We start from the raw sequence: 12,717 nt of genomic DNA on the forward strand, positions 1-12,717 counted from the left end.
GTATGAAAGGAAGCAAATATCATGCCCTATGCTCACAATGGTGACATATCCATCTATTACGAAAAGTATGGTCCTGTCGATGGACCTGCCCTGATCATGATTGAAGGATACACAGCTCAATTAGTTGGCTGGGACAAAGGATTCGTGCAGAAACTGAACGATCTGGGTATTCAGACAATTTTACTTGACAACAGGGATGTCGGCCTATCCAGCCAGACAGGAACGCCCGACCAGACCGACAAGGCCTATGACATTACCGACATGGCCAATGATGTCTTGGCGGTTGCAGATGCAGAAAAGCTCAAGACTTTCAACATCATGGGCGAATCGATGGGTGGAATGATCACACAAGAAGTTCTGGTCGATTATCCCGATCGCATTAGCTCAGCCGTCATCATGTTCACGGCCCCATCCTGGGGAAAGGAATGGATGTCGACTGCTGGCTCTGCCGAGTCGGGTAACAACGCCGGTCTCGATGTCGCATCGAACCGCGACCAGGCCATCGATCTTTTCGTATCACGAGAAAAAGCCTGCCATGCCAATTCTGCCTATCCCTTCAATGAAGAGAAAGCCCGCCAACTGGGAGCGCTGACATATGACCGCTGCTATCGGCCCGACGGATGGAGGAGGCAGCAGGCTGCAACTAACTCCTTCGGCTTGGACCAAAACAAGCTTGGCAAACTGACCCTGCCAGCAGCAATCATTCATGGACGCCGCGATCCCTTCTTCAGCCCTAAAGCCGGCATTCGGATTTCCCAGCTACTCAGGAATTCAGAACTGCATATTTACTCTGGAATGGCTCATGAAATACCGGAACCACTCTGGGATGAATTCGCACAGATTGCTTCACGGACCATTCAGAGAGGCGAATCTAGTCGAGGCTAATAATCAGCCCTGATTGAAGAATTTCGATGTCCTAGTAGCCCCCTCCTTCTTGACTGAGGAATCTTTGACTACAGACTGGTAATCCGCAGATTATCGACAACCAGATCCTGGTAGCCAGCCATGTTGGCCTCCGAGCCGCTGCTGCCTTCCAGATCTGGTTTTCTGTCAGTGGAGTAAATGCCGAACCAGGTATCGCCATTCGGATCGCCAGTCAGCTCGAACTCGCATTTGGCGGTGACCCCCAGAGCCTTGTGCAAGGGATGCAGATGCAGGTTCGAGTTCTCACCGGAATACTCGCCTCTTCCTGTTGCCAGGGCGTATATGCCGTCTGATCCGCACTGGTAGTCGAACGAGACCCTGTAGCGTCGACCCGGCGCAAAGGGGACGTTCTGGGGAATGGTCTGGAAGAGGAGAGCACGTCTTCCAGTCAGACCGTTGACTTTCAGAGACCAGTCACCCTGGAGGACATCGTCCATCCTTTTGACATCCCACCCGGCCTGAGTGAAGGGCTCATGCAGCTGGGCCAGGTGGATTCGGTTGTCTTCCACCCCTTCAGCTCCAGCCACCACAAAGGGCCAAACCCCCTGGACGTTATCCTCGAAGTCACAGGTAAGCTCAGCCAGATGACCATCCTGGTCCAGGCTGATACCGTCATAGTCGTTCTCAAACAGGCGAATGTCGTCAAAGTAGGCGATACCATCTCCTTCATGGGCCAAGGCCAGACAGGTCTGCCCACCCTTGGGAGCCGTGAAGAAGAGATAGGCATTCTGAAAGTAGCTGCTGCCGTCAGTCGTTGGAGCATCGGCGTTATGGGCGTAGGCCTTGACATAGTTTTTGGCAATGCTCGGGCCGCTCATATTGCGAGCCAGCACCCCACCCTGGTCCGCCTCCACACTCAGCTCCACCCGACCGCCACGGTTGTCAAGCCCTAGATAGAGGGCATACCGTCTACCTGGCACCAGGCTGGTCAGGGGTTGCACAGCACAGACCGAACCCTCAAGCCTAAGCATGGGATTGGCGCACTGACCCTTGGTGATCGAAGCACGTCCGGGCCCCTTCACGGACCAGACCGACTGGAACAGCCTTTCGCCGCCGTTGAACCCTGCATCCACTAGATGCTCTCCCGACCAATCCACCTGGACTCCCTGGCCCGCATGTCGGCAGACCAAGTAGGGTGTCCTGGGCTTGGCATCCAAGGTGAGGCTCCCCTGCACCACCGGAATCTCCCTTGGCTCCGACCTGCCCTGGTCGGTCAGCCGGTAGACGATGACAGTAGAGGCATCACTCCACGATTCCGGGAGCTCCCAGGTGGTTGAGCCGCCAGCAGTATTCCAGTGGTAGAGCTTCTGCTCATCTGGACCAAGCAGATCCCCCGTATTGGCATTCCAGACCCAAGGCAGCAGATATGCCCCTTCGCCGGCTCCGGTTCCAGTTTCAGACCCAGGCTTGTCGGCCTTGAGGTCGTTGGCCTCCAGATCACCAACAAGCACTACGCGGCCATTCAGTTTCATCGTGCGCTCGCGGTAGGCGGGTGATGCCTGCTCATTGGAACCTCTGGAGATGACCAGCCTGTCACCTTGATCATTGACCAGCTCAATCTGTTCGTTCCCCTGATTCTTGGTCAAGTCACAGACTGAATCGACATTGATGGGGTCGTTGTACCAGGCCATGATTCTGAAGTGCTGGATGAACTTGGTCGAGAGGTCGCAAGTGTAGAGGTTATCCATATAGGCATCGAAGTCGTTGCGCCCCTGCCAGCCCTCGAAGTCCTTCATGCTGTAGCCGCCCAGGAGCGGGGCGTTGGCTGCGCCTCCGAAGGCTCGGTGATCACCTATCCAGCTGTCCTTCTGGTGGTTGCGCAGAAAGCGCATGACCTGGGAGTTCTCACCTTTGTCGTGGGGGGATCCATAGGTCAAATCCAGGGACCAATGCTGGAAGGCAGCATCATACTCATTGGCCGAAGCGTACTCCGTGCCAATCCCCCACCCGTTATCGGTTAGGATCTTTGAGAGCTGCCGGGTTTGCCAGGAATCCTCCTCCCCCGAGGTCCCATCACCCCAGACATCCACGTACACGAAGTCCATCCTGTCACCGACCTCACGGGCAAGGGCGGCAAAGCGTTCCCTCCTGGCGCCCGAGGCCAGGTCGTAGATGCCATCGATACCCACGGTCTGGTCCAGCCAGTTCCAGCCGTAGCAGAGGCCGCCCTTGCCGTCCCTGCGGATCATGTCTTCGGAAAAGGCCTTGGCCTCGGGAAACATCTCGTCCACATTGACGTGGACTCCGAACCGGGCACCATAGGCCTTGCCCCTGTCCATCAAGTCATTCATATCCTTGACTCCGCCCATTCGTCGACCGATGTCGTAGTAGTCCGGATGGCCGGAGTCGTGGCCCTCGTTGCCATATCCCTTGAGAAGGACGGACTGACCCAGGCCATCGGTAGCCAGGGCAACCCGCTTGACGTTATCCAAGGTCGTCATGAAGGGATTCTGGGCCTGAGAGCCGAAATTCATGGCTATGCGTCGTGCCACCTGGTCCGGGATGTCATCAGAACCATACGGATTGTTCATGATGCGCCTGAAGGCGATGGCACCATCCTGCCAGTTGACCACCCCGTCATCATTCAGGTCTCCGGCCAGAGCCACTGCCATGGCGGGCTTGTCCGTCTCCCCGACCGTATAAGAACGCCCGTGGGAATCCTGAACCACCCGGTTGTATATCCAAGGTGCGCTGGTCAGGCCGAGGATGGTGACTCCGTCCACCTGGTCGCGAACAGTCATAACCCTGGTGTTCTGCGCGCCACCGGTTCCCGTTTTGCTGGCCGTGGTCCCATCGTGCTCGGAGTTGCTCCAGAGGCCGGCACTGAGACCATCTGCGGAGAGGAAGCCATACATGTAGTCCTGCCCGATAGGATCCTCCTCCATCTGCTCGGTGACCGCCCGGTGCACATCACCACTGATGGAGACGTCCGCAGACATGCGAGCGCCAGTAAACTCCGCATCCGCCTGGGTACTGGCCACGGAAATCAGACATTGACCGGGGAAGGCCACCGTCTGGACTGGATGGTCGGGGCCGGCCTGGTTCCCAATCGAGATCACTTCGAATCTCAGAGAGGCGTCCTCGACTGAAATGCGGACCGCCAAAACCGCATCGATCCCCTGACCTGCAGCAATCACATGAAGTCGATAGACCAGACTGGTCTCATTCTCCCGCTCCAGCTCCACCCGTTCAGGACCCAGCTCGATCTCGATGCCGTTGATGGCCACCAGACGCAGATCCCGGACCTGCCCAAGCATGGCTCTTTCAGCCTGAGGCGTCTTCAACCGATAGTCAATCACCGAAGGAAAGTCGGGCCTGAGACGCACTTCCATTACTTTGGTGCGCAGAGTCTCCCAGGAGTCCGTGGCGCCCGGCCTCGCGATCGGTTGGTTTCCGCCCATGATTGTTCCGCCCATCGGTCATCCCCTGTCATTGGTGTTATTCATCTACGCCACCTACCGGCAACCCAGCCCCCGCAGGAACTCCTCGGTCTGTTCGGGCCGCTTAAAGACTGCGGTGTTGCCCAGGATCCGGGCGCAGACACTGCCGATCTCACTCTTAAGGGCCTCATGGACCTGGTCCGGATCATGCGAACCCTGCAGAGTCTTGGTAATTTCGCCATACTCCAAGCTGAAGTCGGCTACTTGTTCGGGAAGCCCGGTACCTGCCACCAGGGCCTCTTCCAGGCAGGCAAGCTGGCCGACCAGCCTTCCGGGCAGGACGAAGAGCCCCTGGGCCTCGATCAGCCCGATGGGTTCCTGCTTGACCGGATAGAACTCCGGGTGCACGTGGAAGATGCCATCCGGAAACTCCTGACTGACACCGTTATTACGCAGGATCAGGCTCATCTCGTAGCCTCGGTCGGTCTTGACCAGGCTGGGAGAAAGGGCTGATTGCCGCCCTTCTGGCCCCTGGCTGGCGATGTTTAGGTCCGGGTTGTCGTAATCCACCCAGGCCTGCCTGACGGTCTCGCTGACCTGAATAATCTCCTGCCGTGATGGCGAAACCACTCTGACCACGGTCCCCGGCCAGTCCAGAATCTCGATAGGGGTATCAGGGTGGCCGTCCAAGTGCAGGGTCCGCCAAGCCCCGGCCTGATGCATGGGCAGGCGCTCTCCTCCGCCCTGATAGTGGTCATGGGCCAGAACGGATCCGCCAATGCGGGGCAGGGCGGCGTTGCAGCCTAGGAAGTAGCCGGGAAAACGGTCCACAAAATCCAGCAGGTTCCCGAAGGTGTCCCGGTCAACGTGCATGGGGGTGTGATCAGCGTTGACACAGATGCCATGCTCGCGAAAGTACCCATAGGGCGAGAACTGCCAGAACCAGTCATGCCCGCCCAGAGTCAGGGGGATGGTCCGCAGTGTACGCTTGTCACGCCCGGCGAAGCCCTCATTTTCATGGCAGATGGTGCACTTGGGGTACCCTCCTGCGGTGCTGTTGCCCGCCGCAGCCTTCTTCATATCCTTGAATTCCGGCTTGGCCAGGTTGATGGTGACCACCACGCCCCCGGAGGAGAAACGAGGGTTCCTATCCAGACGGGACTTCTTGATGTAGGTGTTTTTGACGCAATAGTCATAGAACCAGTGCATGGCGGCCATACCACCCTGGGCCTCCTCCACCTGCATGAAACGCCGCTGCAGATGGGATGGCCTGGAGGACAGGATTCCCATAACCGTATCTGCCATGGAGGGGGCATCATCCTGAGCCATAAGTCCGGCGCCAACCAAGGCCTGCATAAAGGACTTCAGGAGATCATCGACGCCACCGGGAGCGGGATCAGCAGATCCATCCCCGGAATCGTAGGAGTCCAAGGAGAAAAGCGCCAGGATCTGATTGCGAGCCCAGTCGATGTCGGACGGGTCCAGGTCCAGACAGGCACAGGCGTACCCGATCAGAGCGTCAAGGCTCCGGTAAACCCGGTTCAGCATCAGCTCCTCACCTCTTCGACCACCTGGGCGGTCATCTCCTGCATTTGGGCATCGTCAGCCTCCATCTCCTCCACCAAGCGCATCTGGGTATGGGTCCGCACCAGATTGTGCTCCGGATAGGCGGTGGCGAAATAGGTGTCGCCCTGAAGATAGTCGGTCAGGAAGCGCATGCCGCACTCCAGAGTCATAATCCTGCAGGAAGCCGGGAAGAGAGCTAGCTCCCGGTCCACGGCCTTGCCGGCCACGGCTCCCAGGAACCCTTGAGCATAGGCACGGTAAAGATCGGGGTTGAAATGGACCTTGTCCAGATCCCGCTCATCCTCCAGGGCTGTCGAAGCGCCGAAACGGATGGAGTCGCCAAAATCGAAGAGCATGGATCCGGGCATGATCGTGTCCAGGTCAATGATGGCCCTGGCCTTACCGGTGGCGGCATCCATCAGGATGTTGTTGAGCTTGGTGTCGTTATGGGTGACCCTGAGTGGAATGGACCCGTCGGCCAGCCCTTCCATGATGACCGGGTACTGGTCGGCACGTTCCATATACCAGTCGATCTCGGTCCGGCAGGTGGATGCCCTACCTTTGATATCTTCCTGAACAGCCCGTTTGAAGGTCTCGAACCGTTTGGGGGTGTCATGGAAGTGGGCGATGGTCTCGGTCAGCTGAGAGGCATCGAAGAGCGCCAGAGAGTTCTGGAATCGTCCGAAAGCCTGGCCCGCCTCCTTGAAGACCTCTGGGCTGGGGACCAGATCGTAGGAAATCGTGTTCTCGATGAAGGCATAGACCCGCCAAGCCCCACTTGCCAGCTCACAGTAGGTATTACCCTCTCTACTGCGGATGATATCCAGAGTCTCCTGGCCCTGCGAGCGCAGGAATTCGGTCACTAACTCGATGTTGCGCATCAGGGAGGCCGTATCAGGGAAAACCGAGGTGTTCATTCGCTGCAGAATGTAACGACGCTTGTCCGTCTGTATCAGATAAGTCTGATTGATGTGCCCGTTGCCATAAGGCGCAATGCTCTCCACACGCCCTTCGAGGGGGTAGTGGGCGGCAACCGCGGCCAGCTCCTGATCCTGAACCGTCGTCATAATAGCCCCTTTCCTGCCGAACCTGCCCTTATACCTGCTGCCAGACCATGGCACTGGGTTCCAGGACGATGTCTCTGACCTGGCCGTCCGCCTGACGAACGCTGGTCTCCTGGGGCAAGTCGGTGTTGTTGACGACGCAGTAGACGCCCTCCTGCGGGAAGTAGGCCACCTCACAATGAGGGTTGGTGCAGCTCCAGTCCCCGTACCGGTCCTGTCGCCCACTGGCGTAGAAGAGGATCCGTTCAAGAAGCCTGGCATTGACGGCCGAATAGGGCAGTCCGGAAAGGTAGACCCCACGGCCCATGCCATACTGGTTGACCGCCAGCTGCACCTGACCCTGGTCGGCCCTGAGCAGGGTGACATCCTCGTTGATGGGGTAGGTGTTCACCACTGGCTCTCCGAAGTCCGCCTTGCCGTCCTCGGGCAGATCGGCGGTGATGAAGTGCCCCTCGGTGACCTTCGGGAAGTACTTGTCTACCGAAAGGGTGTGGAAACGCTCCTGATCAACGCCGAAAACGTCGGCCAATTGGAAGAAGCGCCCCTCTCTTTCCAGAGCGGTCGGCTGGCCTATGCCGACCAGAGCCCCTCCCCCGTCGACCCAGGATCGCAGGGTCTCCAGCAGGGCAGGATTCTTCCAGACCCCGCCACCGCTGAAGGCCGTATCGGCCGGACCACCGGTGATGATCACATCCAGGTCATGATCCACGCCGTGGGCCAGAATGTCGTCGAAGCTGACGAAGCGGACGTTCACCCTCATGCCCGACAGTGCCTCCAGAACCCCGTAGTAGGAGTAGGTCTGCTTGTTGGGTAGGGCGTGCGCCACCGTGTAGGCCATCCAGGACCGCATGGCGCCCCAGGAATTCAGCACCGCCACATTGAGCTGGCCCTGTGCCGCCCTCCCCTTGGTCCTGTCATGCAGATCGCGGAACTCGTCTGCGATGCGGGCCACGGTCTGAACGAACTTGGGGAACTTGGCCGCTAGGGATGGGTAGCCGCCGTAGCCCATGCGCGATATGGGGCTGCGCAGGATGGCCCTACGGGCCTTGCGCCAATTGTCCAGCCCCTCGATGCTGGGATCGTTGCCCTCATGGAAGGTATCTGGGAAGAAGTATGGCAGAAAACGACCTTCGGTGTAGCGGACCCCGGGAATATCTGAGATCATGCGCAGGGTGGTGCCGTCGCCCACGGATCCGACCACAGCATCCAGACCCAGCTTCTCGAAGCCCGGCTTGTAGGGCTCGGTGCCGATCCACTGGTCTCCCAGGAACATCATGGCTTCCTTGCCTGCCTGGTGGGTCATGTCGACCATGGTCTTGACATTCTCCCGCACGAAATCCGAGAGGAAATCGATCCAATCACGCTGTGCCCTGCCAGGAATGCAGAAGGAGGAGTTGTAGCTGCCCTTGTTGATGAAGTCCTCTGGACGCAGACGGTAACCGTACCGAGTCTCGAAGTCATCCAAGGCCTGAGGGGAGACCGTGCAGGCATATCCGAACCAGTCCACCAGCTTCTCCCGGTGGAGCTGGTCGAAGATCAGCGTGAACTGGTAGAAGAAGGTGGTGAACCGGACCACGTCGGTCGCCGGGTTCTCATCCAGCCACTGCCGATAGGCATCCATGACGAACTTTCGGGTGGCAGGGTGGTAGATGTCCAGGGGAATTTCGTGTTCCTTGTCGCCCCAGTCGTTGGTCAGGTGGTTGTACATCTCGACAGGATCCCAGATGATGTAGGCCAGGAAGGATGCCGTGTATTCGTGCATGGGGGTGGCCCCGGTCACGCGAACCAGGTCCTGATCCGGATCCAGGCTCCACTCCGACTGGTCCAGGACCCGTCCGGCGGTGCGGTCGATGACCTCCCAGTACCGATGGGGGTCGGCATCCCTGTTGGGCCTGAGCTGCTGGTCGAAGTAGCGGTCCATCAAGGGAATCTGCACTTGGTCTTCGTGGGCCAGTATGCGCTCAGACATGAGGTAGACCTGCGGGGTCTCGTCCATGTGCTGGCTGATCCACTCGTTGTGGGCGCGAGTAGGGAAGTAGGCGCTGTACACCTTCATCCCTAAGTTCAATAGCTCCTGGTCCAAGCGGGTGCCGTCCGAGTTACGAATAGCATCCGCACCCCAGAGCTTGGCCAGTTCCTTGGTCTTTTCGGCAAAGTTCTCTTCGCCCGGCAGGGTAAAGCGCCCGGTCGTGGTCATTGAATCAAATCTCCTTGGAATATCTCGTAACAGAATGACTGAAAAACTGTGTGCAGCCTTGGACCCTTACTCCTTGACCGAACCGGCGGTCAGTCCAGCCTGCCAGAACCGCTGCAGGCAGAAGAAGAGGATGATCACCGGCAGAACACCCAGCAGGGACCCCATCATCAGCGCCCCTCGATCGGTAAAGACCGGCAGAGAGACCAGACCATAGAGGCCCAGGGTCACCGGGAAGAGGTTCTCGCTGGAGAGCATCATCAACGGCAGGAGGAAGTTGTTCCAGGTGGCCACGAAGAGGAAGAGGAAGATCGTGACCATGGCGGGCGCAAGAATCCTCAGCACAATCGTGAAGAAGATCCTGGCCTCACCGGCACCGTCGATCCTGGCGGCCTCCAGAAGCTCGGTAGGGACCGAACTCTGGGCGTACACCCTTCCCAGGAAGAAACCGAAGGGCGAGACCGAGCAGGGGATGATCACTGCCAGCATGGTGTTACTCAGATGCAGGGCGTTGAAGATGGAGTACTGGGGGATGGTCATCAGCGCCGAGGGCATCAGCAGGGCGGACATGGCAATGGTCATGACGACGCCCCTGCCCCGGAACTGGAACTTGGCTGTGCCATACCCGGCCATGACCGAAACCACCGTGCCGATCAGGGCGGATACCCCTGAGTAGATCAAGGAATTGAAAACCCAGTGCCAGAACTGTGAGTGTGTCCAGCCCAGGAGGATCGAGTAGTTGGTGGCCACCGCCTGGGGAATCTTCTTCAGGTCAACCGCAAACCAGAGGCCGTTGCTGCTGACCAGCTGGGAGGGCGACTTGGTAGAGGCGATGATGGCCCAATAGATGGGAAAGAGGAAGTAGATCAGGGCGAAGACCAGGACCACGATGGTGGTGATCTTGACCACCTTGGTGGGCCTCATGGAGCGGGGCAGTTCATCGGCCTTCTGCTTGAGGAGCTTGTCCTGCTTTTTTGCGAGGCGTGCGGGATTGGCCGAGGTCATGATTCGTTCACCTTCCTCTCGATGTATGCGTAGAGGGCGGCAAGGACCCCGGCAATCAGCGCCATGACGATTGCGATGGCTGAAGCCGGACCGTCACCCTTGGGGGTGAGGATGCCTCGTGATGTGTTCATGGCCATCATCATGGGGGTGTAGGAGTTCGATATGCCCTTGTCGACGGTCTGCATGACCTGGGGCTCGTTGAAGAGCTGGATGCTGCCGATGATGGACAGGAGCATGGCCAGGAGGGCGGCCCCCCTGACGTTGGGGAGTTTGATCCTCATGGCGATCTGGAAACCGTTGGCTCCGTCGATTCGGGCAGCCTCATAGAGGTCACGCGGGATAGCCTGGAGGGCCGCCAGGAAGATCAGCATGTTGTAGCCCGTGAAGGTCCAGGTGGTGATGTTGGCCATGGAGGCGATCAGAGCGTTGGGCGCGAAGAAGTTGACATGGATTCCTATGGCTGCCAGGCCCTTGACGATGGGCGAGAACTGGTCGTTGTAAAGGAAAACCCAGATGATGGCCGCGATCGCACCGGGAATGGCATAGGGCAGGAAGTAGCCCAGCCGATAGGGAGTGACATGCTTGACGATGAAGGAATCCAGAAGCATGGCCAGGGCCAGGGCGGCGATGATCATGACCGGGACCTGGATGACCGTGTAGATCAGGACCCTGCCGATGCCGGTCCAGAAGGCTGCGGAGGTGACTGTAAATCGGAAGTTCTCCAACCCGACGAACTTATTGATCATCTCGCCCCCGCCGTAGGCGCCACCGCCCGAGGCCACCTGCTGGAAGAAGCTCATATAGACGGCATAGGCAATGGGGATGATGAAGACAATCGCAAAGAGGATGCAGAAAGGCATCATGAATGCCCAACCCGTCCGTTCGTTGCGTTTGACGATCTCGGATCTCCCCTTCTTCTGAGCCCCTGCCTCAGCTGCTGTTCGATGGCTCATGTGAATAACCCATCCTCTCGGAACCTATAAGGCGAGCGACCTTCCAGCAGGCGGGGAACACGGGCCACAGACCCGGGTTCCCCAACCTGGAGAGATTGTCAGGGAAGGCCTCCCTGCTGTATCCGCCGAAGAGCGGTTACCGATCAATCCTTGGCGATCGGAAGGCCATAATCCTTCAGTGTGGCAAGGGACGTCTTCTGTGCCGCATCGAAGGCATCGGAAACCTTGGCTTGACCCTTGCCAGCCTTGTCGGCAGCCTCGCCGACAGCGCTGCTCACCGCGGAGAATCCGGGCATGTAGTTGAAGGAGCCCATGTTGGCGTTGGCCTTGGCGAACTCCGCCATCACGTCCTGCCCGCCGAAGAATTCGGTCCAGGACTGGGGGGTCTTGGCTTTCTCGGTGGAGGCCGCGACAATCAGACCCTGAGAGGTCAGATCAGGCACCTGGGTATTGAACCAGTCCAGGAACTCCATGGCCTCTGCCTTGTGCTTGGTGCCCTTGATGGCTGCAACGCCCGAGCCGCCGTTGGGTCCGGTCTTCTCACCGTTCTTGAACCAGTCGCCGATCTGGGTGACCCTCCACTGGCCCTTGCCGGCATCACCGATCCAGTCCATCATGATCGGGGCATTCCAGGCGGCGTCAATGGATCCAATGATGGAGCCGTCATGGAAGGCGCCAGCGAAGGAGGGGTCGGTGCTGGGGGTCAGGTTCATCGCCTTGGCATCGAGCAGCTGCTGGTAGAAGTCGGCTGTGGCCTTGGAGCCGGGCGTATCAACGTTGACGACCCACTTGCCGTCCTTGATTTTGTACCAGGGAGATGACGCGCCGGAAAGGGCGGAGAAGGCCATGCCTGCACCATCGGGCTGGTAGGTCATGATGTACTTGCCCTGAGCTGCTGCCTTCTTGGCCGATTCGATGAATTCCTCGGCCGTGGTGGGAACCTTAATGCCCAGCTTGTCGAATTCCGTCTTGTTGTAGTAGTAGACCATGGGGCCGGTATCCTGGGGCAGACCGAAGACCTTGCCGTCCACGCTCATGAGCTTGCTGGGACCCTCTGCGAAGTCTTTGGAGTACTTGCCTGCCTCTGCAGTGACATCCTCAACGATGCCCTTGGTATAGACCTCGGGCAGCTCAGCGTAGCCTACCTGGGCCAGATCGGGAGCATTTCCGGCCTTGACGTCGGTCTCCAGCTTCTTGATCAGGTCGCCGGGGCTGCCGTTGAACTTGGTAGCCTTGACCTGGATGTTCGGGTGATCCTTGTTCCACCTGGCCACGGTGTCCTTGACCATGGTCATGCCCTGCTTGTCGGGAAGACGGTGCAGGTATGTCAGTTCGACCTTGCCGCCCGACTTGGTGTCACCGCCCTTGCTGGCATCGGATCCGCCGGAGGAGCCGCATCCGGCCAATGCCATGCTTAAGGCCGCCACTGCAGCCATGGCCGCCATTATGCGTTTGCTGCTGGTTCTCATCTTGATTCACCCCTTCATAAAAAACAACATTGTCTTAACCTCGAAGTGCACACTCAGTATAGCAGTACTTATTTGCGAGGACAGTTTATTAATTCAATTACAGGAAATGTAGATTTAGCAAAGCGGTGCTAAACCACGGGATTTTCATTTGATTACCTTCAT

8 protein-coding genes are annotated in these 12,717 nt (G+C 58.5%); 1 reads left to right on the forward strand and 7 read right to left on the reverse strand.

Annotation, left to right across the window (positions count from 1 at the left end; translation table 11 throughout):
• The first annotated feature begins 21 nt into the window (after positions 1-21).
• A complete protein-coding gene (locus LPC22_RS07220) occupies positions 22-885 on the forward strand; it encodes an alpha/beta fold hydrolase (protein WP_229133306.1) in 864 nt (287 codons plus the stop codon).
• A gap of 68 nt (positions 886-953) precedes the next feature.
• Here LPC22_RS07220 and LPC22_RS07225 read toward each other — a convergent pair whose 3' ends face one another.
• From LPC22_RS07225 to LPC22_RS07255, 7 genes are all read right to left on the reverse strand, one after another.
• Positions 954-4,340 (reverse strand): endo-alpha-N-acetylgalactosaminidase family protein, encoded by a 3,387-nt coding sequence (locus LPC22_RS07225; protein WP_229133307.1) that lies wholly within the window; start codon positions 4,338-4,340, stop codon positions 954-956.
• Positions 4,341-4,379: 39 nt separating this feature from the next.
• The gene (locus LPC22_RS07230) at positions 4,380-5,852 is read right to left on the reverse strand and encodes a UDP-glucose--hexose-1-phosphate uridylyltransferase (protein WP_229133308.1); all 1,473 of its coding nucleotides are present in this window, start codon (positions 5,850-5,852) and stop codon (positions 4,380-4,382) included.
• Complete coding sequence (locus LPC22_RS07235; RefSeq protein ID WP_229133309.1) at positions 5,852-6,937, reverse strand: phosphotransferase enzyme family protein; 1,086 nt, start codon at positions 6,935-6,937, stop codon at positions 5,852-5,854. Before LPC22_RS07235 ends, LPC22_RS07230 begins: the two co-directional genes overlap by 1 nt.
• 28 nt (positions 6,938-6,965) lie before the next feature.
• Positions 6,966-9,131, reverse strand: coding sequence for a 1,3-beta-galactosyl-N-acetylhexosamine phosphorylase (gene gnpA / locus LPC22_RS07240; protein ID WP_229133310.1), 2,166 nt, complete (start codon positions 9,129-9,131; stop codon positions 6,966-6,968).
• A gap of 66 nt (positions 9,132-9,197) precedes the next feature.
• Positions 9,198-10,133: a carbohydrate ABC transporter permease gene (locus LPC22_RS07245; protein WP_024627072.1), complete on the reverse strand. Its 936-nt coding sequence runs from the start codon at positions 10,131-10,133 to the stop codon at positions 9,198-9,200.
• Positions 10,130-11,086, reverse strand: coding sequence for a carbohydrate ABC transporter permease (locus LPC22_RS07250; RefSeq protein ID WP_229133311.1), 957 nt, complete (start codon positions 11,084-11,086; stop codon positions 10,130-10,132). Before LPC22_RS07250 ends, LPC22_RS07245 begins: the two co-directional genes overlap by 4 nt.
• A gap of 143 nt (positions 11,087-11,229) precedes the next feature.
• Positions 11,230-12,555 (reverse strand): ABC transporter substrate-binding protein, encoded by a 1,326-nt coding sequence (locus tag LPC22_RS07255; RefSeq protein WP_229133312.1) that lies wholly within the window; start codon positions 12,553-12,555, stop codon positions 11,230-11,232.
• Positions 12,556-12,717 lie beyond the last annotated feature (162 nt).

It is taken from the genome of Bifidobacterium mizhiense (assembly GCF_020884755.1).
GTDB lineage: Bacteria > Actinomycetota > Actinomycetes > Actinomycetales > Bifidobacteriaceae > Bombiscardovia > Bombiscardovia mizhiensis.

Coding starts and splice junctions, on each gene's coding strand:
- LPC22_RS07225 (WP_229133307.1), bottom strand. CDS start 4,340: ATGGGCGGAACAATCATGGGCGGAAACCAACCGATCGCGAGGCCGGGC.
- LPC22_RS07235 (WP_229133309.1), bottom strand. CDS start 6,937: ATGACGACGGTTCAGGATCAGGAGCTGGCCGCGGTTGCCGCCCACTAC.
- gnpA (WP_229133310.1), bottom strand. CDS start 9,131: ATGACCACGACCGGGCGCTTTACCCTGCCGGGCGAAGAGAACTTTGCC.
- LPC22_RS07230 (WP_229133308.1), bottom strand. CDS start 5,852: ATGCTGAACCGGGTTTACCGGAGCCTTGACGCTCTGATCGGGTACGCC.
- LPC22_RS07220 (WP_229133306.1), top strand. CDS start 22: ATGCCCTATGCTCACAATGGTGACATATCCATCTATTACGAAAAGTAT.
- LPC22_RS07250 (WP_229133311.1), bottom strand. CDS start 11,086: ATGAGCCATCGAACAGCAGCTGAGGCAGGGGCTCAGAAGAAGGGGAGA.
- LPC22_RS07255 (WP_229133312.1), bottom strand. CDS start 12,555: ATGAGAACCAGCAGCAAACGCATAATGGCGGCCATGGCTGCAGTGGCG.
- LPC22_RS07245 (WP_024627072.1), bottom strand. CDS start 10,133: ATGACCTCGGCCAATCCCGCACGCCTCGCAAAAAAGCAGGACAAGCTC.